This is a genomic window from Flavitalea flava (assembly GCF_054461575.1).
On record NZ_JBTLQH010000015.1, the window covers coordinates 111,642 to 136,627 of the forward strand.

The following is a 24,986-nucleotide window of genomic DNA, read 5'->3' on the forward strand; positions in this document are numbered from 1 at the left end:
AAAGCGCAGTGCGACCGAACTTCGTCCTGAACACTGTTCAGGACTCGTTCCTAACCTTCGCTATGCTCGGTTATCAAAAATAGCCCGAAAAACTAAAACCCCGGGTTCTGCGTAAAGGCCGGACCTGAAGTTACCAGGTTTATCTGGGTCGCAGGAATCGGCCTAAGCGAAAAAGCATTGGCAGGACTCGATGCCAAAAAACCCGGGTTCGCTTCCGTCGGGTTAAATTGGCTCAGGCGTTCCGCCAGCGAATGCGTCCGGACAAGGTCCCACCATCTCTGGCATTCCCCGAACAATTCCCGGGAACGTTCGTCCAGGATAAAATCAAGGGTAACCTGACCCGGGGTGATGGTTTGCGCCAATACGGCCGCCGCATTCTGTACAGGCGTATTTGAAACTTTGTACCCTGCCCTTTGCCGGATCACATTAAGCATATCCGCAGCGGAATTATTATCGCCCGCTTTAAAATAGGCCTCCGCAGCGATCAGGTAAACATCGGCAAAACGAAAGAACACAAAGGGGCGGCTGGATGCATCGTTTACATCGGCCCTGTTCGGGTCATCATATTTTTTTAGGGAAGGATACATCGTGGTGGTATAAGGAGAACTTCCATTCGCTCCTGTTGGTGTAAGGATCACTCCTTTAAAAGCGGCCCGTTGTGCTGCACTGACCTCGTAAGGCGGAGTCCAGATCCCGGTGTCCACACCAACGGTCAGGGCTCCCCGCGGGGTGGTTACGCCGGCCGTATTGGCTGTCCAAACCGTTTGAAACGTATTATCAAAACGGGAGTCATTGACCAGGTCGGTAAAAACCTCATTCAGGACATAATTAGTATTTGGCCGGATACGGATAAATGGCCGTCCATTCGGGATATCCCTGGTCATGATGGCGCCTCCGCCGGAGGCGGGATAATTTGCATTGATCGTTGGATAATTTGGACGGAAAAAGAAATTCGTTCCATTTTCCTTGGGGCCATTTGCTCTCACACCCGTAGTACGTTCCCCGTATTTCAGATCGGCTTCCCTGTCGATGACGAACAAGGTTTCTTTACCGTATTCATTCCCCGGTTTATTGGCATCCCCGAAATTCTGCCAGAGATCGAGACCATAAGTTCCCTTAGCCGCAATAAGTGCAGAGGCAATCGAAGCAGCCTGCGCAAAATCACCCGGGCCTGCTGCACCTGACCAGCCCCTGGTCAGAAACACCTTAGCCAGAAGATATAAAGCAACGGGTTGGGTGGCAGGCTTGCCAAGGAAAGGCGCTGTAGGGGCAGCCGGTAATTCGGTTGAAGCTTCCGTCAGGTCTTTAATGATCTGCGTATATACATTTGCTATAGATTGCCTGGAATCTGAAGTAGTTGCGTTGGTGATAAAATTGAGATGCAATGGCACGTCACCAAACGTTTGTACCAGGTAGAAATAATAAAAGGCACGCAGGAATTTCGCCTGGGCCAGGTACTGAACCCGGGTGGCCGTATCCAGGCTGGCCGTCGCACCAAACTGCAGAACGCCGTTCAGTGTATTGATATCCTGGTAGGCAATATTCCACAAGGCGCCCATATCGTCGGTCTTGGCAGACAGACCGTTATAGGTCCAGAACCAGATGCCGCTGGCGCTTCCGCCTGCCAGAACTTCATCTGTGCCGGCCATGGTAATATTCGTAAATCCTTCGGTACCCCATAAATTACGCATATCGGAATAGACTCCGGAAATGCCTCCCAGGATGCCCCCCGGCGTATTGAAAAAGGAAGGAGTGATTTGAGATTTGGGGTGTTCTTCCAATAATTTGGAACAACCCGCCAAATTTAAAAGGGTAATCAGGGCCAGGATATATATAGGACCCGTGAAAAGAAGTTTATAGATCTTCGGCTTCATAACTGATATATTTAAAAAAAATTAAAATTTTACATTGACTCCCAGGTTAAACTGACGGGTAGGCGGAGCATTCAAACCTACGGTAATAGCCCTCAAAGGAATAGTTGGTACAGATCCTCCGGTAACGGCCGTAGTTACACCTCCGGCATATCCGTTTCCCTCCGGGTCAAGACCCAGGCCGGAGCGGACTAAAGGCGAATAAATAATAAAGGGGTTTATCGCCGTCAGATACATTCTTACTGAACTGATCCCTGCCCGATTCAATAATTTGGGCGACAGCGTATATCCCAGGTTGATACTCCTCATCTTGATAAAGGATCCGTCCTGATAGGCCAGTGTGGAGGCATACAGGAATTTATCAGCGCTGGCATCGGGTCTTGGAAAAGCATTGGTGGCATGCGAAGGCGTCCAGTAATCTGTCTTCACCTGGTTATTCCTTCCGTTATTGAAAAAGTCAAAGCCCTGTGCTCCCCCATCAGAGGTAATATAGGTTACCGCGACCGTCTGTCCCATCCTGGCATACATGACCACCGACAGGTCGAAATTCCTATAGGCAAAACGGTTCGTCAATCCACCGGTCCAGTTTGGCTGATAATTACCTATGACCTGTGCATCATTGGCATCGATCTTTCCATCGGGTTTGCCATTCGGTCCGCTGATATCCTCTACTCTTATCTGTCCGGGTCGTTGTCCAAAAGTCCTGGCCGATGCTGAATCCGCTGTTTGCCAGATCCCTGTTTTTTTAACGTCATAGATGACCGATATGGGCTGACCGACAAACCATCCGTTAGCAATATCTTTTTTTAACGCAGGATTCTGCAGTTGAACGATTTTGCCTCTGTCCACCGAAAAGTTCAGATCGGTCGACCAGGTGAAACCGCCGGGCGTCTGCACATTAATACTGCTGATACTGAGTTCAAATCCATTCCCTTTTGTTTTACCGGCATTTACAATCGTATTACCTGCACCGTTACTTCCAGGCAGGCTTTCCTGCAGCAGGATATTGCTGGTCCGCTGATCATATACTTCGATGGCACCGGTAATGCGATTTTTGAACAATCCGAAATCAATTCCAATATTGTACTCGGAAGTAGATTGCCATTTTAAGGATTTATTAGCCAGGCTGGTCACCAGGTATCCGGAATTTTGACCCAGGGTGACGGGACCAAAATTATAGGCATTGGTGCTGAGGGCACCCAAGGTGGCATATGGATTGATACCCTGGTTGGAAGTTATTCCCCATCCTCCCCTGAGCTTAAGACTGGTTACAGCGGGAATAGTATTCATAAATTTTTCGTTCCCGATATTCCATCCGGCAGCAAGAGCGGGATATGTGAAATACTGATTGCCGGGAGACAATACCGAAGATCCGTCTGTACGGACCGTCGCCGTAAAAAGAAAACGGTTATCGAACGCATAGTTCAGACGGGCCATATAAGAGATGAGCCCTCTTTCAGAAAAGGAGTTGTTGCCCGGACTGGTCGTATTGGCATTCACCGATCCTGCCAATCCCAGGTTATAATTCTGTATGTAATCGGCAGGGATGCCGTTCCCGCTGAAAGCGCTGCTCTGGGTATGGTCTTTCTGGAAACTATACAACCCCGTAAAAGTGATCCGGTGTTTTTCCCTGATGGTCTTGTCATAGGTCAACAGGTTTTCCACGGTGTAGGTCCATGCTTCGGCATTCAGCACCGATTCATTGGCGCCGCTAAGTGCCGTACTGGAATTGTAAAAAGTATTCGGTCCTGAATAAGTCCCCTGTTGGTCCTGCAGATAATCCAATCCTACGTTGACACGGTATTTCAACCCCTTGATAATTTCCCATTCGCCATAAAGGCTGTTAAAGGTCCGCAGTCTTCGGTCCCTGTTCAAAATTGCGGCTGCATTGTATTTTATGGATAAAGGATTGACGGTAGCTCCGTCGATAGACCCGGTTTGCGGAAGTTTATTAACGGATCCATCGGCATTATATGGAGATACCAACGGGCTCAACCTGACCAGCCCCTGGGTAGGATTGTTCTGCCCGGAGTTGGGATCCATATAACTCAGTGAATTTAGGATATTGATGCCGATCTTTAATTTACGGTTGATCTGATGATCTACCGTAGCTCGCAGGGAATACCTGGTAAAATCCTGCCCGGGAATTATACCTGTCTCCCGGTAATATCCTGCTCCTAATGAAAAGCGGGTGGTTTCATTCCCACCGGCCAGACTCAATTGGTGATTGGTGGCATGTCCCTGCTGATAGATCAGCTTTTGCCAATCCGTGGATGTGTTGTTCGCCAGACCAGCCTGTTCAGCCGTTGTCAATCCATAGGCCGTAGTTCCGGGATTGACACTATTGCCCGCCTGAGCCTCTGCTTTTAACGCCGCATAACCGGCACCGTTATACACCTTGTAATCGCCCGTTGCATTACTAAGACCGTAGTAACCGCTGTAACTCATGACGGCTTTCCCGGGCTTACCCCTGCGGGTAGTGATCAGCAACACACCTCCGGATCCCCTTGATCCGTAGATTGCGGTAGCGGATGCGTCCTTTAAAATATCGAGACTGGCTATATCGTCAGGATTAAGATCATTTATGCTTCCGCCATAGGGAATGCCATCCACGACCATTAAGGGTGCATTCAGGGCATCGTTGTTGGATACCGTTCCGGCAATATTGTTATTAGGAAGTTCTGCGGAGAGAGACCGGTTTCCCCTGATCCGGATCTGGCCGCTTGCACCCGGGCTTGAACTATTGCTTACGATATCCACACCGGCTGCCCTTCCTTTCAATTCGCTGATCACGTTGGCGGTAGGTACTTCCTGAAGGGTATTTGCACTAACGGAGACGACAGACCCGGTAACATCCTGTCTTTTTTGCGTTCCGTAACCCACCACAATAACCTGGCTCAGAGAATTGGCGGATGGGGTGAGCGATATCTCTATTGAAGGCCTTCCTGCCACCCGGATGGAACTGTTGGTGAACCCAACGGAAGAGACAAGAAGGGTTGCATCGGATGGCGCTACGATCTCGAAGTTTCCAGTCTCATCACTGCTTACACCGGTTTTGGATCCTTTTACCAGTATCGTGGCTTTTATTACCGGCTGACCGCTTTCGTTAAGGATCCTGCCTTTAATGTGAATGGTATTTTGAGCCTGAAGGGAAAAGGCCGGTATAAAAATGGCCAATATACATAAGGTGAGCGCCAAGGGTTTACTCAAAAGCGAGACTTTCATACATGTTCGTTTTAAAAATTAAAAGTTTTGGTTAGGAAATGAAGGAACAGGCAAAATGCCTGGAGGTGGGTTATTCTTTATAGCAAACGCCGGAGGGATCCGGGGCCATTCAATTAATAAATGGAAAGTTGGTTTTGGCTGCATAGATCAATCGTTGTTTTGTTGGTTATGGCAAGTATGCAGGTACGGAATCGTGATACTAAAGTAAACATATTTTTGAAAAATGTAACCGATTACATTTTTTTTAATGAAAAATAATTAATTTACCTTTAATTTCAGCATGTAAACGATTGTATGACAACAGGAAAAGAAATTACGATATACGACCTCGCCCGAAAATTGAATATTTCAATCGCCACCGTTAGCCGCGCGTTGAAGGATGACCCGGTAGTCAGCAAAAAAACGAGGAAAAAAATTGCAGACCTGGCCGAAGAGATGGGCTATCGTTCCAATAATTTTGCCCGCAATCTCAGGACGCGGCGCACTAATACCATCGGCGTGATCATACCCCGTTTGAACAGTTATTTTATGTCCACCGTTATTGCGGGGATTGAAAGTATAGCGAACCAGGAAGGGTTTAACCTGATCATCAGTCAGTCTTCCGAATCGGCTCAAAAAGAAATAGCCAGCGCCAAAACCATGTTCAACAACCGGGTGGACGGTTTGCTTGTATCACTCGCCTATGACACGGATTCGATCGGTCATTTTGAGGCCTTTATAAAAAAAGAAATTCCCCTGATCTTTTTTGACCGTGTTGCGGAGCATAAAGCCTGTACCAATATCCTGATCGATAACCGGAAAGCGGCGTATGAAGCTACCCAACATCTGATCGGCCTGGGACGTAAACGTATCGTCTACATATCGGCAACACCAAAAAGAAATGTATACCGCGACCGGTTACAGGGATATAAAGAGGCGTTGGCAGAGCATCGTATCGCCCTAAAGGAAGAGCATGTGCTCATCAGTAATCTTAGTCAGGAAGCCGGTTCGGAAGCAGCCACCCAGATCCTGAAAATGCATCCCATCCCCGACGCCGTTTTTGTGGCGAATGATAATTGTGCCGTGGGATGTATGATAGCCCTGAAGAAGGCGGGTATCCGCATTCCGGAGGACATTGCCTTCGTCGGTTTTAATAACGATCCGGTATCGACGGTGGTGGAACCCAATCTGACTACTATAAATTATCCCGGCTACGAAATGGGGCAGGTGGCTGCCCGTAACCTGATCAATCATTTAAACGGAGTATCCGGCATTAATTCGGCCAATACGATCCTGTTACGTTCCGAACTCGTCGTTCGGGCCTCGTCAATAGGGATCCAGGAGAAACAAAGCAAACTATCTAAACATGGAACAACCACATCATAAAAAAGCGGAACCGGACAGAATTGCTCTTATCACAGGGGGGGGCGGAGGTATAGGGTTCGCGATCGCAGAGAAATTTGTACAACAGGGTATTTTCACGGTGATCATTGGCCGGGACCAGGAACGGTTAAAGGCCGCCTGCCTGAAACTGGGAGAACGATGTATCCCTCTTTGCCAGGATCTGAACGACCTCGCAGCCATTCCCGGTCTGGTCCTTCGGGTAAAGGAGACCTATGGAAAGATCGACATCCTGGTGAATAATGCCGGGATCAATATGAAAAAGGAATTAACGGAAGTTACCGATGAAGAATTTTATAGGGTAATACATACCAATGTAATGGCCGTGTTCACTTTGTCCAGGGAAGTAATAAAGGTGATGCTGGAACAGGGGAAGGGGAATATCATAAATATCAGTTCCATGGCTGCACAATACGGGCTGCCAAAGGTCATTGCGTATACAGCTTCCAAAACAGCCATAGAAGGCATGACCAGGGCCATGGCGGTAGAACTATCTCCGCTGGGCATCCGGGTGAACTGTATTGCGCCGGGATTCATCGCTACAGAAATGTCAGGAAAAGCATTGAATGGCGATGAAGAAAGAAAACAAAAGGTATTGTCCCGGACCCCCCTAGGTAAATTAGGCGAGCCGGATGATATTGGAGAGGCGGCATTATTCCTGGCATCGGAATCAGCTAAATTCCTGACTGGGGTTATTCTGCCGGTTGACGGAGGAAATTCAATCGGATTTTAAAAAACAAAAAGATCATGAAAAAGGCGGCCTTTATATTTATGCTGAACCTAGCCGCTTTTTCTATATATGCACAGGTCCCTGCCCACGCCTTTCCTATCGTCTATCCTGCGGCATCTCCTACCGGTATATATGTAGACTCAAATGACTACTGGCTCGTTCAGAAAGCAGCAGGACTCTTGCAACAGGATATCGAAAGGGTTACCGGTTGCCGGCCTGTTATCATCCATACGGTTCCGCAAACCGCAGAGAACCTGATTATCGTGGGTAGCCTCGACAGCTGTCGTTTAGTCAGGGGCCTTACCTCCCGGTCAACTTTACTCGCCGATAGTCTGAAAGATAAATGGGAAGCCTGGTCTATCGAAACGATCGATCATCCGGTAAAGGGCATTACCCGTGCATTGGTTATTGCCGGAAGTGACCGGAGAGGCACTGCTTATGGCGTCTTCGAATTATCCAGGAAGATTGGGATCTCACCCTGGTATTGGTGGGCCGATGTCCCTGTACCGCAAAAAAAAGAATTGTACCTGAAGCAGGCAGCTGGGGTATGGAGTCATCCAACAGTAAAATACCGTGGATTCTTCATCAATGACGAAGCACCTGCCCTATCAGGCTGGGCACATAAAAAATTCGGCGGATTGAATCATTTTTTTTATGAACGGGTGTTCGAATTGCTGCTGCGTATGAAAGCGAACTTTCTCTGGCCGGCCATGTGGGGTAATGCTTTCAACGATGACGACACCTTAAATCCGGTAATGGCGGATAAATACGGAATCGTCATGGGTACCTCCCATCACGAACCGATGCTTCGCGCCCAGCAGGAATGGAAACGTTATGGATCGGGCCAATGGAACTATGCCGGCAATGAGGATACGCTCAGGGCCTTCTGGAAAAAGGGCATAGAACATATGGGTTCACATGAAAGCATCGTAACGGTCGGCATGAGGGGAGATGGTGATATGCCTATGACGGAAGGGAGTAATATTGCTTTGCTGGAAAGGATCGTTCACGATCAACGTGGGATCATACAGTCAGTAACCGGAAAGACTCCGGCAGCCATCCCGCAGGCATGGGCCCTGTATAAGGAAGTGCAGCAATATTATGATAACGGTATGCGTGTACCCGACGATATTACCTTATTGTTATGCGATGACAACTGGGGGAATGTAAGAAAACTGCCTGCAATGGGCGAAAAATCAAGAGCCGGAGGTTATGGAATGTATTATCATTTTGATTATGTGGGTGATCCAAGAAACTATAAATGGCTGAACACAAATCAGATCGAAAGAGTGTGGGAACAGATGCATCTGAGCTGGCAATATGGGGTGGACAGGATTTGGATCGTAAACGTAGGAGATATCAAGCCCATGGAATTCCCCATTGAATTTTTCCTGGATTATGCCTGGGATCCGGCCAGGTGGCCGGCGGAAAAATTACCGGAATACGGCCGGCAATGGGCAGCAAGGCAATTTGGTCCTGAGCATGCGCCGGCAATAGCAGAGATCCTGGCAAAATATACCCGGTATAATGCGAGGCGCAAGCCGGAACTGTTGTCTCCGGAAACCTATAGTTTGGTTAATTACAGGGAATGGGAAACCGTCGCGGCTGATTATCAAGCCTTAGCCTCGCAGGCCGATTCCATCAATCAGCTATTGCCCGTTTCCAGCAGAGATGCTTTTTATCAGTTGATATTGCACCCCGTAAAGGCCTGCTCCAATCTGAATGAATTGTATTACACCGTTGCAAAGAACAGGCTTTACGCCGGTCAGGGAAGATCGTCAACCAACCAGATGGCCGAACGCGCGAAAGAATTATATACCAAGGACTCCATCCTTTCCAGATATTATAACCAAGAAATGGCAGGTGGAAAATGGGATCATATGATGGACCAGACGCATATTGGTTATACCTATTGGCAGCAGCCCCCGGTGAACAGCATGCCCGAAGTAAAAACAATCGATACTACATCCGTCTCCGGATCTTCGTGGGGAGTATCCCTTGAAGGAAGTGAATCCTGGTGGCCGGGCTCGGACAGTAATGTTAAAAGTAATGTTAACGCAGTTGCAGCCCTGCCCTCCTTCGATCCTTATGGGCCCGCTGCACATTATATGGAAGTCTTCAACAGAACGCAACATCCTTTTAAATACTCTATAAAATCGGATGCTGCCTGGCTCCGGATCTCTCCTTCTACTAATACTACTCAAAAAGATGAAATCGATCTGCAGGATCGTTTATGGGTAAATATAGACTGGGGCAAGGTGCCTGCAGGGAATCAGTATGGAATGATCACGGTGAGCGGTCCGGATGGCAAACAAGTAAAAATAAAAGTTCCTCTTCCCAATCCCCTGATACCTAAAAAAAACGAGGCGAAGGGATTCATCGAAACCACGGGTTTTATTTCCATAGAAGCTGAACATTATTCACGGGCTGTGGAAAGCAAAATCAAGCCGGAGAATACGGTTTATAGGAATGCCGTAAAGCAGGCAGGGGGAAATGAAACTGCGGTAAAATGGCAGCGAATCCCAGGCTTAGGCAGGACCTTGTCGGGAATGACAACCATGCCTGTTACCATTGGTTTACAAACAAAACTTCCGGGAGGCAGCAGCCCCCACCTGGAATACGACGTATATCTCTTTGATACCGGGACTGTTAACGTCCAGGCCTTTTTCTCTCCTACTCTGGATTTTTCCACCAACGGACTGCGTTATGGTATTTCTTTTGACGAAGAAACACCTAAAATCCTCGATCTACATGTAAATCCTTCTACCAAACCCTGGGAAATATCAGTAGCCAACAATATATTTACAATCACATCCAGGCATCGGCTAACCACTCCGGGTAAACATGTGCTTAAATTCTGGATGGTGGATCCCGGCGTCGTATTGCAAAAGTTGGTGATCGACGCAGGAGGAGTGAAACCCAGCTATCTCGGCCCTCCGGAAACTTTTCACCGGAATTAACACCACCCGGATCCAAAACGATACAGTTTTTGCCTATCCCAAGGCCCAACCTTAAAACAAAAAAAGAGCAAATGAACAAATTGGCCGTACTATTTTTATTCTTTGTCCTCACTATTACCAGCCCTTCCTTCGCTCAAGAAAACTTTTCTCAAAAAGGCCTCAAAGATTATTATAAAGATTTCTTCCCGATAGGTGTAGCCGTTTCACCAAAATCATTAACAGGTCCGGACTCAGCATTGATCCTGCAGCAATTCAACAGCCTCACTCCGGAGAACGCGATGAAAATGGGTCCTATCCATCCGGAAGAAAACCGTTACTTCTGGAAAGATGCCGACGCAATTGTTGATTTTGCACAGGCGCATGGACTAAAGGTCAGGGGGCATAATCTATGCTGGCATGAACAAACTCCGGACTGGTTGTTTAAAGATTCCAAAGGTTCCACCGTAACTAAAGAGGTCCTCTTACAAAGGTTAAAAGACCATATCAACACTGTCGTCAAACGATACAAAGGGAAAATATATGCCTGGGATGTCGTCAACGAAGCGATTGATGATGACAGCACGAAATTTCTCAGAAATTCCTTATGGAACCGGATCTGCGGCGAAGAATTCATTACCAAAGCGTTTGAATACGCTCACCAGGCTGATCCGGAGGCCCGGCTCTTCTATAATGACTACAATACAGAAAGGCCGGAGAAAAGAGAGCGTGTATACAAACTGCTCAAACAATTGTTGGATGGGGGAGTTCCGGTTACCGGAGTAGGGCTGCAGGGGCATTGGTCAGTCTATGAACCAGGGGAAACCGATCTTCGCGAAACCATCCGGAAATTTGCAGCCCTGGGATTGAAGGTACAGATCACAGAATTAGATATGTCCGTTTATCCCTGGGAGAAAAACAAACGTTCCAGAAAAAACGGCGAGTCCGATAGTCTTACGGCAGAATTGGAGCAGATGCAGGCGAACCAATATAAAAAGATATTTGGGGTCTTCCGCGATTTCAAGGAAGATTTGACTGGAATTACCTTTTGGAATGTCACTGATAAAAATACCTGGCTGGATTCCTATCCTGTCCCGGGAAGAAAAAATTATCCTTTATTATTTGATATTGCCGGGAAACCCAAAAAAGCTTATTGGGAGGTAGTCAGCTTCTGATCCGGCGAAACAAAATACGCCTCCTTAATTAAACGTAATCTTCCTGTTCTTTTTAAGATTAAAATTCCGGGAGAGATTAAACCCTAATGCGATTTCCCCCTTTCCCCAGTTGTAATTGGTATCGGCAATCTCGGCCCGTTCGTTCATGCCGGTTGCATTGGTTACATGCAATTGAAATACATGCCCCCCTGTCTCTATATCGACACCCAGGGAGAAGGCATTATAACGGCCGCTTCCGGAATAATCGTTGAGCAAATAAAAATAATCGGCCGTAAGGCTCAACCGGTGGGTGATCTTACACCGCCCTCCGAAACCCAGGGCATAAAGGTCATTTTTATCCGGAGCCGCCTGGACATAATTCCTGTGAATCAGGGTAGGGCTTACCTGCAGTGATATACGCTCATTGAATTTCCTTCCCAATATCACCTGGTAAAAATACCCCATCCTGTCTGCGAACGGAGAATTGGGGTCCTTGGTTATGGTGACCATGTCATCAGATAACAAGGTGGTTCCTACCACCAGGGAGACGGTAACCGGCATATCGTGAGCACCTGTGCTTTGATGAAGAAGTCTGTATTTCAAAAATCCATCGTATTCTTTTCCAGATGTACTTCTTCCGATTCCCGCCATCAGGTCTTTGGTGATGCCGAAATCGAAACTCATGCGAAAATAAGCGTTATCCAGGCCGAACAACTCTTTTCCACCGCCTTTGATCAGCCCAAAACGATGCAGTATCCTGAAATCCATCGTACCGGGTGCAATATTTTCAACGGATTGCTGCATGATCACCCTGGAAGAATTAAAGGCACCGCTTACATATTGTGTCATGCTGCCCTGGTCCGCATTTACCAGTTTCAGCAGATCAGTGGAGTCCTGCGCCGATAAAAGGGAAGAACTCAGCGACCCGAAGGCAACCAGAAGAAAAAAATAAATGGAACGAAACATAAAAAGTTAGTTTGTAAATGTTTATTTAAAGGGATCCAGCACTGCATTCAGGGTAATACGGACTTTATTGGAAATATTATCTTCCACGATATGCGGGATCTTTATATTGTAGTCCGATAACTGGAGGAGAAATTCCGAATCCGCCATTATCTTACCTCCTGCTATTTTTAACTTACCATCCAACTCCATTGGCTTCGTCACTCCATGAAGGGTAAGATAACCTTTGACCTTTACGGCATATTCTCCCTCTTTCAGGGGATCAAGACTGGCCGGTGTTACCAATTGCCCCTTAAATACGGCTTTGGGGTAGGTATCGCTTTCGACATAATTCTCATTAAAATGTTGCTGCATGAGTTTTTTCTCGAACTCAAAAGCCTTCATCAGGACTTCTAATTGAATTTTCCCCTTGGCCAGATCGGCGATCATTACCACATTTTTGTTATCGGCTTCTATATTCTCGATCCGGGCCTTTGAAAAAAAACTGACCGAAGCTTTTTTGGAAAAGTAGATCCCCTGGCCCTGCGATCCGGAAGGAGATTGTGCAAGCATGGGAACTACTCCTGCTAATACCTGCATAAAAAGCAAAAGGAAAACCCTGCTTCTGTAAAGCCTGAAAAGAATATGCATCTGTAATTTATTTTTCAGTAACACAACGGATCAGCACAATATCCAGCAGGGCGCCCGAACATACTCCCTTAATCGTTATGCTGTCTCCGGTTTTTACAGAGAGTGAACTTTGCCGGTAAAGGCTATCCATCGAACAACTAATGGATTTAAGCAGGTCCGGGGTAGATAAATACACGGTGTATCCGCCTTTATCATCTTTTGACAATTGCCGGACCATTCCGCGAACCGCCAAAATTTTATCTGCATATTTCCTGGTGGCGCCTGTTTCATCTTTCTCAAAGGCATTGAATAATTCATCTGCAGATAAACGTGCAAAGGGGCTTTCTCCTGAGAGGGAATTGTTACGCTCATTGAATCGGTAATAACCATATAACCCTGCGCCTGCTACAAAACCTAAAATAACGAGTAAGAGATACTTCTTCCGGTTCTTCATCCGAAATGCTGTTTAATGATTTGATGATATAGCGACAGGAAAAAGCAGGGTAACGGCAAACGGAATAAAAATAATGAAATGATTAAAGGGTCTGTTTGGGGAAACTTACGTAAAAACAATACTGGCCGATTGAAACTATCGGTAATAATTTGGCGTATATAAAAGAAAATATAAATGAGACCATCACTCGTACTAACAGGTATTGCATGCATACTGGCTATTGTACTGTATACGGTTTCCTGCAGAAGGGATAACGGAGGGGCGACAACCGCCGATCCTGCGCATGCGGTGAGTATCTCCAATTTTAGCTTTAGCTCGGCCAATCTTCAGATTTCTGCCGGTTCCACGGTCACCTGGACGAATAACGATAACACTACCCATACCGTTACTGCTGATGACGCCAGTTTTACCAGCGGGGATCTGGCTCACGGAAGTACTTTCAGCCACACATTTACCAGCGCGGTCGTTTTTCATTACCATTGTAAATATCATTCCATGATGAAGGCCGTTGTAACGGTTCAGTAACCGTTCAACCTTTTCCCAAAGGGGGATTCAGGCGTTTTTTCTACCTTCCTGGCAGATAAAAACCAAACTTATGCTCAGAGCCTTCCTTTCCTGTTTATCCCTGTCGTTATGCCTTCTTTCCGTAAATGGCCAATCCTTATACATGCCCCGTGATGTAAAGATCGCGATGAAAAAAGGGACCCGTTCCCCGGACGGACGCCCTGGCAGGAACTATTGGCAGAACAGGGGGCGATATGCGATCACTATTGAAGCAACGCCTCCCAACAGGACTATAAAAGGAAATGAGCGGATTACTTACATCAATAATAGTCCGGATACCTTAAAGAATCTTGTCATCAAATTAATCCTGAATATCCATAAGCCGGGAGCCGTCCGTTATGGCGCAGCGGACTCCAATTATCTGAATTCCGGGATTCATATTGACGGATTTTCTGAGAATGGGCTGCAGAAAATCTGGAGAAACCCTGAATACGATGCCACCTGGCGGCCCATGCGGTTGAATAAGCCCCTCCTCCCCCATGATTCCGTTCTACTTTCTTTTGACTGGCATTACGACATCTCTCTTCAAAGCAATCGGGAAGGGATGATCGATTCCACTACTTTTTTCCTGGCCTATTTTTATCCCAGGGTTGCCGTTTACGACGATTATAACGGATGGGACAGGCTGGACTTCACCGATCAGCAGGAATTCTATAATGATTTTAATGACTATACACTGGATGTCAGGGTCCCGAAAAACTATATCGTATGGTCGACCGGAACCTTACAGAATCCCGATGCGGTGCTGATGCCGGCATTTGCCCGAAAACTGGCAGCATCCATGACCACTGATTCCATCCTTCATATCGCCACGGCCGTGGATCTGGCCAAGGGACAGGTAACAGCACAAAATGCAGTCAATTCGTGGAAATGGACGGCCGGCAATATATCCGATATGACGGTGGGGATCAGCGACCATTTTGTATGGGATGCCTCGAGCGTAATAGTGGATGATGCCAGTGGACGGCGGGCCAGCGTACAATCTGCATTTAATGACAGCGCCAGGGATTTTCACCGTATGGTGGAGTTCGGACGGCATTCCCTGGATTGGCTGTCCCACAACTGGCCGGGGATACCCTATCCTTTTCCTAAGACCACTATCTTCCAGGGTTATGCAGATATGGAATATCCGATGATGGTCAATGATGGCACCAATGAAGATGCTCTTTTTTCCAGGTTCGTTGCCGAGCATGAAATCGCGCACACCTGGTTCCCTTTTTACATGGGCATCAACGAAGCCCGTTACGGATTTATGGATGAAGGATGGGCGACCACCTTCGAATTACTGATCGGACGGGCAGATATGGGCGTGGAAAAAGCTGAAGGATTCTACAAACAATTCCGGGTGAATGGTTACATCAACGATCCTTCCGCAGAGGAGGACCTTCCCATCATTACCCCTGCCAATGTACTGAGAGGGATTTCCTATGGTAATAACGCCTATGGCAAACCATCACTGGCCTATTTGGCCATGAAAGATATGATGGGTGATGAGCTGTTTAAGAAATGCCTGCATGAATATATGGACCGCTGGAATGGCAAACATCCGATCCCCTGGGATTTCTTTTATTCCTTTAATGATGCCTCAGGGCGGAACCTGAATTGGTTCTGGACAAACTGGTTTTTCACTAATAATTATATAGACCTGGCTATTGAAAAGGCAGGCTTTACCGAGGGAAAATATAATATAGACATCAGGAATATCGGCGGATTTGCCATTCCCTTCGACCTGGAAATACACTATACCGACGGCACCACGGCCACTCAACATCAAACTCCGGATATCTGGAGCAAGGATCAGAAACAGACAAGGATAACCTTTGCTCCGGCCAGCGGCAAAAAACTTCAATCCCTGGAATTGAAGGGAGGCATCTTTATGGACGCGGACGAATCGAATAATAAATGGACGGCCCCTTAAATGAATGACGATTTAAACAGATAGTATTCTTCCTTACCCACTCTTCTCACCGGAAAAAACCCCTATTTTTATGTCCAAATAAACAACCCGCATGCACCTGAGCACTACCATGAACAATAGAAAAATCGCCAAACCGCCACGAACACAAATGCTTTCCATCGCGCTGGCCGTTTGCCTGCAGGCGCTATGTTTGTTTTCTTTTTCGCAGAGCGCGGCTGATCCTTCTTACACTCCTTCACAGCCAAATATTGAGGCAAGGGAGTGGTTTTCGGACGCACGTTTCGGGTTGTTCATTCACTGGGGCCCATTCAGCATTCCCGGTTCAGGAGAATGGGTCATGAACGAAAGGAACATCACCGTTAAAAATTATACCCGGCTGATGAACTTCTTTAACCCTATCGATTTTGACGCCGCTGCCTGGGTTAAAATGGCCAAGGATGCCGGGATGCAATACATTACCCTGATCACGCGTCATCACGATGGTTTCAGCATGTGGGACACCAAATATTCCGATTTCAGTATTACGCATTCCCCCTATAAAAAGGACATTGTCAAATTGATGGCGGACGAATGCCATCGTCAGGGAATCAAATTATTCCTGTATTATTCCCTGCTGGACTGGAGAAGAGATGATTATTCCTGGTGGACGGGGCGGACCGGGCAAGGCACCGGCAGGACCGTAAAAGGTAAGTGGGAAGACTATATTCAGTTCATGAAAAATCAGTTGACGGAATTGTTAACCCATTATGGAGAAATCGGCGGTATCTGGTTTGACGGATATTGGGATCAGACCGCTCCTGAAGGGGCTGCCGACAGATCTGCCCGCCTGGACTGGCACCTGAATGAAATATATGGCCTGATCCACCAACTACAGCCACAGTGCCTGATCGGCAATAATCATCATCTTTCCCCTTTACCCGGAGAAGACTTTCAAATGTTTGAACGGGATCTTCCCGGAGAAAATAAATCCGGTCTTAGTTTTCAGTCAACTTCACAACTGCCTTTGGAGACCTGCGAAACCATCAACAATTCCTGGGGTTTTAATATAACGGATACCACCTACAAAACCCCGGTTCAACTAATCCATTACCTGGTAAAGGCCAGTGGTTATGGCGCAAATCTCCTGCTCAATATCGGACCGATGCCAAATGGAGACATTCAACCCGAATTCAAGGAAAGATTGGCCTATATGGGCAAATGGCTCCAGACCTATGGGGAGAGCATTTATGAGACGAAAGGCGGATATCTCCGTCCGGGGGATTGGGGTTGTCTTACACAGAAGGAGAACAGGATCTATGTTCACCTGGTGAAGAAAAGTACAGGCAATATTACCCTTGAAAATTTCCCCTTTAAAAAATTAACCAAAGCATGGTTGTTGAAAGACAGAACTAAGATCAACGCCACCTTGCGCAACAACCAATTGATTCTTACGCCTTCAGCCTGGAACGAGGAAGAGCCGGACCAGGTAATAGTGCTCGAAGTACTTCCATAACCATAGGGTTACAATGGAATTTTTACGATTGGCTTACAGATCTGCGTACCGGCAAATTGAATCTGCAAGGCGTACAATCCGGGCGGCATATTTGCCAGGCCAGATAGCGTTATGCTGTTCAAACCCCGGATCACAGAACGTTGGTCCCTTTTGATCACCCTTCCAAACGCGTCGACTACATGGCAAATGATAGTGGCATTGTCAGGTACGGTCAGATCAAAGGAAATATTATCGCGGAAAGGGTTGACCAGGGAACTAATGCCAAATGATATATCCGAATTGCTCAATAGCACAACCTTACTGAATTTTTCAAGATTAGCATCGGATATCCGTATCCGGTACCATGCCGGACCTGTCAGCGGTTCAGGGTCGACAAAACGATAGCCGGTCCCCGTATGGAGTGGTCCTGCTCCCGCCGCCTGCCCCTCCAATGAGCCTATTGATGAAAATTGCCTGTTGTCTTTACTTCGTTCGATAAAATACTTTATTCCCGGCGTTTCATCGGAGGAGACCCATTGCAGATGGGCCAGACCATCCAGTAGTTTGCCGGTAAAGGAGGCAATGGTCACCGGAAGAACAATATTGCAATTGATAGTATGTATAACTTTTGAATTTGTCGAGGAAAAAGAGCAATTGCTGTTACCAAAATTACCAGGGGTACTGGCCACCGTTATCCTGTACAGCACTAACGGAACGGTGGAAGAAATCCGGTAAAAACGTTTGATCCCATATTCATACTGACCGGTAGCCGGATTATAGACAGGAGTGACGGACCCGGAGGAAGCCATTCCGGTGGTGTCTGTTCCAGCTGGAGTCCAGATACTTCCACCGTTGACACTTTGCTCTATCTGCCAATAGGAATAACTATCGAAAAAAGAAGAGATCTTAAACCCTACCGTATCATCGGCACCCTGGCATACCGTATCCGGTTTGGCTGGGGTTAATTGCATATTGGGAGAACAGGAAGCCACGCTGATATCGTCAATAGCCCAGTCATTGCCTCCCCCGCCCGGCGCATTATTTCTTATGTAAATGGTCATTTGGGTTTGGGTGGGCCCGGTCTTGAAGGTGAAGCCTTTTTGTATCCATTTGCCGGTATAAGCCATATCTCCGGTCGTATAATAATCATATCCGTTTGCATTAAAGGTCAGATTCGGATGCACACCGGAAGAATCCCCTGGCCCTGTGGGAATATAAGCGGAGCTTCCTGATATGGCCGTCACTCCGTTGGAATCGCATCCCCCTTTGGGGCCGATATTCCTTAGCCAGGCGGTATACTGATAATAGGTATTCGGACAGAGATTCGTTACGACATCTTTAAACGCTGTGTCCGTCCGGTAGGATGCATTGATGACGATCATATACCCGCCGGTGCCGTTGACCGTGTCTGTTGGCAGATTACCCGTTAACGGGTTGATCGCATTGGTATGGTCACCGATCACATCCCAGGTGCCGAAAACTCTGTGAGGATCGGGAATGGTCCAGGTATTAATCGTATTATAGTTACCTCCTTCCGGGCTGGTATTATTGGATACCCCGTAAAAACGATCATCCGGTGAATTGGAGGTAAAGGGAGTATAAGTATAATTTGCGGGAACTTTCAGGGAAGGTGCTCTGTCCTTGGCTTTTCCCGAACCGAATGTTCCCCCGAACTCAGAGAGGATTGTATTGGAGCCAACCGTATTGGTGCATATGCCGTAATTCTTATAAACGACGATCGTATCCGGTGAAAAGTTGATAACGTTTATCGCACCGGCGGAAGAGTTTGAATAATTAATACTCCCTGTACCCACATCGACAAAGTCACCAAAAACAAGGGAAGGATTGATCTGGACCCGGAAAGAGGCAACCATTATGCATGTACCGCTGACAGATGGTTTATCCGAATTCTTCACCGTTCCGCCGGAAGCGGCTCCCGCACCTTTACCCAGATTGATGGTAATAATCCCCGTTCCTGAGATAGTTCCGGGATCATCCGTTGCGGCATCTGTCCATTGCCGGAATATCACTCCTTCATTCGTTAATACCCTAAGTGTGCCGGGGATATACGTAGTGCCTGCCGGAACCTTGTCTGCATAAGAACATTGATGAGCCGTTGCGTTAAGCACAACAAAGGTCGCCCTGATCTCCAGGATATCACCGGGCTCATTGGTCCCTCCTCCCGGGCCCTTAGTGACATTAACATAACTCTTTCCATAATCGACGGAAAGCTGCGCAAAAGAGGTCTCATGAAATAAAAATAATAGCAGGAAAGATAACAGGAAATTACCGGATATGGTTAACGGGGTAAAGTTTGTCTTCATCGGGTCTTGGATTAAGCCCTGGGATTAATCAGGGTGAACCCGGTAAAGTTAGTATAAGAACCTGGTTATCGCAAGCCTCCATTATTCCCTTTGCGGGAATGATTTTACTGGTCACCCGTCACCATCACCCGCCGCCATCACCTGTCACCATCATCCCTGAATTAAATAGAAAGCCTGATCTTTCTTTTCTCCAGCAGGCCGGTGATGAAAATAATGATAAAGGCATAACCCAGGGATTTTAGAATGCCTATACCTCCCGTCCGGAGAAACAAAGGCAGCCGGAAACCAATGCCCAGCATATTTAATATCGCGTAATGAATATAGGGCAGCAAATAACAGGTTAGGGTACTCGTACCGGCAGGTTTTAGCGGTGTTATCCATTTCTGTCTGCCTTTGATATCCATAATATAGGCCAGCAGGACAAACGCGGCCAGCGTGATGGCCGAACAGATTAATACCCAGGATGGGGTGGCCCGGATCTTGGATATTCCCCAGAAAGGACGCAGGGCAAAACCCAGGATCAACATAAAGAGAGATAGGGATAGAAGCACCCACAGGCTTTGGAGTTGTTTTCCTTTTTCTGCCCATTTACGGTAAATGACAGATGCGATGACGCCGCCGATGGTCAGCACGGGTAAAGAACCGCTGCTTACTATCCATATAAATTCCCTGACAGGGTCCAGGAAATCCAGCCAACCGGCTTTGGAAGCCATAGTAAATCCTAAAAAAAAGATGAAGGCTCCTGCAAGGATGGCCAGGCGGTCTTTAGCATACAAATAGATCAGGGCGCACAGAAGGTAGCACCAGCCGATCAGCCCGAGAATTCCATACCATTGCGCTCTCATCCAGACAACATTTGCCGGAGGAAGAGGCCGGAAACCCGTGGTTCCTCCTTCGCGGTAACTCACTCCCTGATAAATGATAGCCAAAAGGGCCAATAACAGGATTCCACTGCCTTGTAAGATTCTTTTTTTCTGTTTGGTTAGCAGAGCCGGATAATCCAGCCAGACCAGGAAAAAACCGATGGTGATCAGGATCTGCCATAAGGGTTTTGGCAGTAGTGCATTTACCCGGTCATAATTTTCCAGGTTGACATGGAATATACCAATGATGAGCAAGGCCAATGAACGGGTAAGAATATGGAACAAGGTGCTTTGCCTGGAAAATCCTTTTGCTTCCCTTCCCGATATGGCGAACGGAATGGAAAGCCCGACAATAAAAAGAAAGGCGGGAAAGACGATATCAGCCAGGCCCATCCGGTCCTCCATCCTTTTGGCATGATCCAGCCATTCGGGAACTCCCTTGAGTGACCATAGATCATTAACGAAGATCATCAGGAACATGGTCAGGGCTCTGAGTGCATCGACAGAAGCCAGCCGGCGTAAAGTTTTGGACATGCCTTAAGGAATTATATTAGGTTGGGAAAATGTAATCTCGGGGTATGATTGAACTAATATAGTGCCTTTTTCTGATGGACTGTAACTACACAAATCTTCTATTCCAACCCATTACAAAAATTTCTTCCAGTAAAACAACCAATCGATCATCCTGCTTGTGTATCCATATTCGTTATCAAACCAGGCGATCAGTTTAAGATGATTACCCAATACGGAAGTGAGTGTTCCGTCGATCACGCAGGAATGGGTATTACCTTTAATATCCAACGATACTACGGCTTCTTCATTATATTCCAGGATTCCTTTGTATTCCTGCAAAGCGGCCGTCCTGAACAAAGAATTGATCTCCTGGCTGGTAACCTTTGTTTTTAACTGGACGGTAAAATCCGCCATGGCGCCGTTAGCGACCGGAACGCGGGTGGAAACGGCCGCAATCCTGTTCTGCAGCGGGGGCATCAGCCTTTCCAGGGATACGGCAAGATCTATCTCTACCGGGATAATGGACTCGGCAGCCGCTCTGCCCCTCCGGAATTGTTTATTCGGGGCATCTATGAGTTCCTGTCTGGAGGTATAAGAATGCAGAAAATTCAAATGTGCCGATTCGATGCCAATAGAATTGAGTAAATACAGGATATGCGTGGCGCAATTGGTCATGCATCCGCCGGGGGATAGGACCGTACTTTCTGCCGTCACTACATGCTGGTTGAATCCATAAATAACCAATGGAACATCAGAAGAACCGGTAGTGGATAATAAAACCTTCCGGGCACCGGCTTTCCGGTGTATTTCTGCCCCCGAATGGCTGCTGAATTTTCCCGTACACTCCAGCACTATATCGACTTTTAGCTCCTTCCATGGCAGCCGGGAGGGATCCTCCTCCCTGAAAACGGCAAACTGTTTATCCCCTACAGTAAACAAACCATCCGTATAAGTTACCGTTGCCGGAAGCGTTCCATAAATAGAATCGTAGCGAAGCAGATAGGCAAGGTTATCCGTGTCCATTATATCATTGACGGCAACCACCTCTACTCCTTCCAGGGTAATCAGTCGCCTGCACAAAAGCCTCCCGATACGACCCATTCCATTGATTGCTACTCTCATATGGTATTTTAAATAAAAAACAAATATCGACAAGAATAAGGAAATGACTATATATCTAATTTATATATATTTGTAGTGCTTATTTAATCGTGTAACCGATTCCTCTTACACCTCTTTAACCATATCTAGCCATGCAATCTGTACTCAAGGACATAGCTGCGCCCCTGAATAAGATCCTGGTCATTGATGATCTGCCCCTGATACCCCTGGCTTTTCAGGAAGTGTTCAGGACCATCAATGAATTTGCCATGGTTGAACATTCTGAGAACATCTTTTCGGCCCTTTCCGCCAAGATTTATGCCAATGCCATATTCGATCTGGTCATTACAGGCCCTCTTCAGGAAGTTTATTCGGAGAATCTGGAACAGGCCGTAACCGAATTGAAGAAAAAATTCCGCAATCCACGGATAATGATCTATTCCAGTGCATACGATCCGGTCATCATTGAGAAAATGGCTGAATCCGGGATAGATGCCTATGTCCATAAATATGAGTCGATTGAGGAAATCCGAAAGGCCTATAACTTTCTGTCAAAGGGTGAATCCTATGTTTCGGAGATTTTTCACACCTTGTATTTTGAATATGGACAGGGGCGAAGAAAATAGGCATAACAAAAAGATCAGGTGGATATCTGCTATCACCATCACTTGTAGATCACAGCAAGCACCTGGGCCTTTAAGATCAATTTTTCCCCTTCAGTCGAAGAACAAATAATTTCTAACGGCCGCATGTGGTCGATATCGACCATTTTAATTTCAATCATCGCCCAGGACAACCCTTCCATTCGGGGGTAGCCCACTCCAGGACCTGCGGGGAAGACCATCGGTTCCGTACTGCTGGAACAGAACGCAGAGGCGTTTGTCCAACACGCTTTCTTGTTTTCCGGCAAGGGTAATATCGCCTTTGATCGTATTTTTGGCACTCTCTTTAAAATCCGTTTCAATTTTTTCAATAGCAATTGGGATCTGAATGGAATCGTCTACACCGAAATGCCAGTCATCCTCTGCATATTTGCCATGTAACAGGATTGTTTTGTCGCCCTATTTCAAAAAGGAAGCGCCGATCCCTTTTCCCGGAGCAGGCTGACCGTTAAAATCCATATTCCCCGGAGCAATACCCGAAAGATGTGGCAGGCTCTGGCCGGCAGTCCGAAGCGGTGATCCGACAGGAATAGTGTATTTATCATAGGCCATTAATCCGCCGGGTGAAAGCAGTTTCGTATTTCCCGGGTTCCGGAGATGGGGCTCTCCTATCCAACCGGGTAATTTGCCGTAATGTTGTTCCACATCGTCCTTATGGGTAAGACTCCACCAAAGATTACCCTGAAAAATATCGGCCCCTTTATTTCCTTTTATCAGGCTGTCCTTGCCAACCAGGATATTATTGAAAAAATAAAATTGTTTTCTTTCGCTCTTTTCGGAAAAACTGATAGCCGCTTCTTTTGAATTATAAACAGTATTGTTATGGACCAGACAATCATAAAATTGGTTCTTGTCATCCGAACTGTTCCATATATAAATACCTCCCCGTCCGTCCGAAACGAAACCATCGTTTTCACTGATATTGTACCTTAACACATTATTAAACCAGGGGCTTGCTCCCCAATATTGAAAAATACCGTAACCGCTGCCCTGGTTCTCATAAGAAAGACAATATTGAATGATGGAATTGGTGACCCCGCCGTCGAGATCGTACCCGCCACCGTCTGCACCGCCAACGGAAGTTTTATTTCGATACGATATACAATGCTGGATCACTACGCTATCGGCTTCATAACACCAGATTCCTACGGGGCCATTCCCGATACGCGGCATATCCCATCCGTTATTCGTCGCGACACAACGATCGATGACTACATTCGTACAGTGTCCCACTATAATCCCGTTACCGCTATGGTTAGTGAGATTGGTCGGGTCGCCAGGATTATTTTCCGCCAGGCAATCCGAGATCTGAATATCACGCGATTTTAGCTTTCCGTCGATCCCTTCGACCGAAATCCCTGCCGATCCGTTATCATGTGCGTTAATCCGGGAAGCCCGGATGGCAGAGGACGAATAAATAAACAATCCGGCTTTTTGAAAACCCGAAATATCGAGACTATCCAAAGTTATCTGATGGGATTCAAGGAGCGAAAGGCCTTCCTTTACATTCCCGTTTTTTCTACCCGTTCCGGTCAACCGCAAATTCCGGATGACTACATAACCTGCCTGGTAAAGAACGATGGCAGACGAATCTCCACCATGAATGGTAGCCACTCCCTTACCGTAAGTGCCTATCCTTACCGGACGGCTGGGATCTCCTCCATTACCCGGACTTACCAGGAACCGGCCCTTGAAAACCTGACCTCCCTGAAAGCAGACGTTATCTCCCGCATGCAACCCGGTCCTGTTCAGCCGTGTAATCGTTTTCCAGGGATGGGCCCTGTCTCCGCTATTCTTATCGTTACCTCTGTTATTCAGGTAATATGATCTTGGATGAGAAGAGAGCACCATCCCCTTCTGCGCGATGCTCCCATTTAAACAACATAAATAACTTATCCCTACAAGATAAAATGTTTTCAAAAAGATCCTGGTATTCTTCAAATTCTTACAATTTCGGATGTTCAAAAAATTTTAAATCAATAATGGCTGTTCCGCAACCAACAATAAATTGTATTGGCTGTTTTGCAACACCAAAACAAATTGTATTGGCTGTTCCGCGACGCAAAGAGTATTGATTTCGTCGTGCGACAAATTCTAAAAGAGAGCAAGACGAAATCAACGAGTAAATCCAGGTATTTCAGCCTGAAGTTCTCACAGAACCGGACGTGATACTCACGCATCATCCGGCTCCTATTATCCAACCGATGGCAATGCGCCAATGGTCCAGTGAGCGAACAGTTCGGGTTGT

17 protein-coding genes are annotated in these 24,986 nt (G+C 46.8%); 8 read left to right on the plus strand and 9 right to left on the minus strand.

All coding sequences use genetic code 11. The features are described 5' to 3' along the window. Nucleotides 1–92: 92 nt before the first annotated feature. Both ACX0G9_RS15250 and ACX0G9_RS15255 read right to left on the minus strand, forming a co-directional pair. Nucleotides 93–1,874: a RagB/SusD family nutrient uptake outer membrane protein gene (locus ACX0G9_RS15250; RefSeq protein ID WP_459065789.1), complete on the minus strand. Its 1,782-nt coding sequence runs from the start codon at nt 1,872–1,874 to the stop codon at nt 93–95. A gap of 21 nt (nt 1,875–1,895) precedes the next feature. Next, nucleotides 1,896–5,096 (minus strand): SusC/RagA family TonB-linked outer membrane protein, encoded by a 3,201-nt coding sequence (locus ACX0G9_RS15255; protein WP_459065790.1) that lies wholly within the window; start codon nt 5,094–5,096, stop codon nt 1,896–1,898. A gap of 294 nt (nt 5,097–5,390) precedes the next feature. On the opposite strand from ACX0G9_RS15255, the gene ACX0G9_RS15260 reads away from it, so the two are divergent. From ACX0G9_RS15260 to ACX0G9_RS15275, 4 genes are all read left to right on the plus strand, one after another. Then, nucleotides 5,391–6,461, plus strand: a complete 1,071-nt coding sequence (locus ACX0G9_RS15260; protein WP_459065791.1) for a LacI family DNA-binding transcriptional regulator — start codon at nt 5,391–5,393, stop codon at nt 6,459–6,461. Next, on the plus strand, nt 6,442–7,209 hold the full coding sequence (locus tag ACX0G9_RS15265; RefSeq protein WP_459065792.1) for an SDR family NAD(P)-dependent oxidoreductase: 768 nt from the start codon (nt 6,442–6,444) through the stop codon (nt 7,207–7,209). Before ACX0G9_RS15260 ends, ACX0G9_RS15265 begins: the two co-directional genes overlap by 20 nt. 14 nt (nt 7,210–7,223) lie before the next feature. Further along, nucleotides 7,224–10,166, plus strand: a complete 2,943-nt coding sequence (locus ACX0G9_RS15270) for a glycosyl hydrolase 115 family protein (protein WP_459065793.1) — start codon at nt 7,224–7,226, stop codon at nt 10,164–10,166. A gap of 71 nt (nt 10,167–10,237) precedes the next feature. Next, nucleotides 10,238–11,317: an endo-1,4-beta-xylanase gene (locus ACX0G9_RS15275; protein ID WP_459065794.1), complete on the plus strand. Its 1,080-nt coding sequence runs from the start codon at nt 10,238–10,240 to the stop codon at nt 11,315–11,317. A 24-nt stretch (nt 11,318–11,341) separates the two neighbouring features. Here the strand turns inward: ACX0G9_RS15275 and ACX0G9_RS15280 are convergent, their stop codons facing one another. Genes ACX0G9_RS15280 through ACX0G9_RS15290 form a run of 3 tightly spaced genes read right to left on the minus strand, consistent with a single transcriptional unit; the run spans nt 11,342 to nt 13,322 of the window. Next, nucleotides 11,342–12,262, minus strand: a complete 921-nt coding sequence (locus ACX0G9_RS15280) for a DUF5777 family beta-barrel protein (protein WP_459065795.1) — start codon at nt 12,260–12,262, stop codon at nt 11,342–11,344. A gap of 21 nt (nt 12,263–12,283) precedes the next feature. Further along, nucleotides 12,284–12,889: a YceI family protein gene (locus ACX0G9_RS15285; protein ID WP_459065796.1), complete on the minus strand. Its 606-nt coding sequence runs from the start codon at nt 12,887–12,889 to the stop codon at nt 12,284–12,286. 7 nt (nt 12,890–12,896) lie between these two features. Further along, nucleotides 12,897–13,322, minus strand: a complete 426-nt coding sequence (locus tag ACX0G9_RS15290) for an OB-fold protein (RefSeq protein ID WP_459065797.1) — start codon at nt 13,320–13,322, stop codon at nt 12,897–12,899. A gap of 174 nt (nt 13,323–13,496) precedes the next feature. On the opposite strand from ACX0G9_RS15290, the gene ACX0G9_RS15295 reads away from it, so the two are divergent. The 3 genes from ACX0G9_RS15295 to ACX0G9_RS15305 all read left to right on the plus strand — a co-directional run bounded on the left by ACX0G9_RS15295 (nt 13,497) and on the right by ACX0G9_RS15305 (nt 17,296). After that, nucleotides 13,497–13,847 carry a cupredoxin domain-containing protein gene (locus ACX0G9_RS15295; protein ID WP_459065798.1) on the plus strand — a complete coding sequence of 117 codons (351 nt, stop codon included), beginning with the start codon at nt 13,497–13,499 and terminating at the stop codon, nt 13,845–13,847. A 70-nt stretch (nt 13,848–13,917) separates the two neighbouring features. After that, nucleotides 13,918–15,804 carry a M1 family metallopeptidase gene (locus ACX0G9_RS15300; protein ID WP_459065799.1) on the plus strand — a complete coding sequence of 629 codons (1,887 nt, stop codon included), beginning with the start codon at nt 13,918–13,920 and terminating at the stop codon, nt 15,802–15,804. 91 nt (nt 15,805–15,895) lie between these two features. Then, nucleotides 15,896–17,296: an alpha-L-fucosidase gene (locus ACX0G9_RS15305; protein WP_459065800.1), complete on the plus strand. Its 1,401-nt coding sequence runs from the start codon at nt 15,896–15,898 to the stop codon at nt 17,294–17,296. Nucleotides 17,297–17,304: 8 nt separating this feature from the next. Here ACX0G9_RS15305 and ACX0G9_RS15310 read toward each other — a convergent pair whose 3' ends face one another. From ACX0G9_RS15310 to ACX0G9_RS15320, 3 genes are all read right to left on the minus strand, one after another. Further along, the gene (locus ACX0G9_RS15310) at nt 17,305–19,599 is read right to left on the minus strand and encodes a hypothetical protein (RefSeq protein ID WP_459065801.1); all 2,295 of its coding nucleotides are present in this window, start codon (nt 19,597–19,599) and stop codon (nt 17,305–17,307) included. 161 nt (nt 19,600–19,760) lie between these two features. Next, nucleotides 19,761–20,996, minus strand: a complete 1,236-nt coding sequence (locus ACX0G9_RS15315) for a DUF5009 domain-containing protein (protein ID WP_459065802.1) — start codon at nt 20,994–20,996, stop codon at nt 19,761–19,763. Nucleotides 20,997–21,107: 111 nt separating this feature from the next. After that, entirely contained in the window at nt 21,108–22,097 is a 990-nt protein-coding gene (locus ACX0G9_RS15320) for a type I glyceraldehyde-3-phosphate dehydrogenase (protein ID WP_459065803.1), read from the minus strand. 131 nt (nt 22,098–22,228) lie between these two features. Here ACX0G9_RS15320 and ACX0G9_RS15325 point away from each other — a divergent pair, with 131 nt between their 5' ends. Beyond that, entirely contained in the window at nt 22,229–22,702 is a 474-nt protein-coding gene (locus ACX0G9_RS15325; RefSeq protein ID WP_459065804.1) for a response regulator, read from the plus strand. A 435-nt stretch (nt 22,703–23,137) separates the two neighbouring features. On the opposite strand, the gene ACX0G9_RS15330 is transcribed toward ACX0G9_RS15325, so the two are convergent. Beyond that, nucleotides 23,138–24,658, minus strand: a complete 1,521-nt coding sequence (locus ACX0G9_RS15330; RefSeq protein ID WP_459065805.1) for a right-handed parallel beta-helix repeat-containing protein — start codon at nt 24,656–24,658, stop codon at nt 23,138–23,140. Nucleotides 24,659–24,986 lie beyond the last annotated feature (328 nt).